We start from the raw sequence: 288 nt of genomic DNA, 5'->3' as shown, positions 1-288 counted from the left end.
TCGTACTGCCATCTGGGTTGGTGATGGTTAACGTCACCGTATCACCCACTTCCACACCCGTTGGAATACTTACCACAGTTTCAACGCCGTCACTGTTCTCTGCCACGCTCACGCTGCCGTCCGCGGCGTCCGCGATGGTAAGCGTTGGCGCCGCAGTTGGTACGGTGGCGTCAAAATCAAACGTCACTGGCGCACTGTCACCACTGCTGTTGCCAGCGGCATCCGTAATGCTGCTGGTGATGCTGTAGTTACCTTCCGCTGTCAAGCTTGGAATGGTGATATCGGCGC

1 protein-coding gene is annotated in these 288 nt (G+C 56.9%); it reads right to left on the bottom strand.

The window, feature by feature from the left end; all coding sequences use genetic code 11:
• A partial coding sequence (locus tag AACW06_RS20350) for a hypothetical protein (protein WP_202884132.1) occupies positions 1–288 on the bottom strand: 288 nt, incomplete at both ends.

Origin of the sequence: Vibrio sp. S12_S33, from assembly GCF_963889785.1 — a bacterium.
Lineage (GTDB): Bacteria > Pseudomonadota > Gammaproteobacteria > Enterobacterales > Vibrionaceae > Vibrio > Vibrio aestuarianus.
The sequence above is the reverse complement of the archived record's forward strand: the minus strand, read 5'-3'. Positions and strand labels throughout refer to the sequence as shown.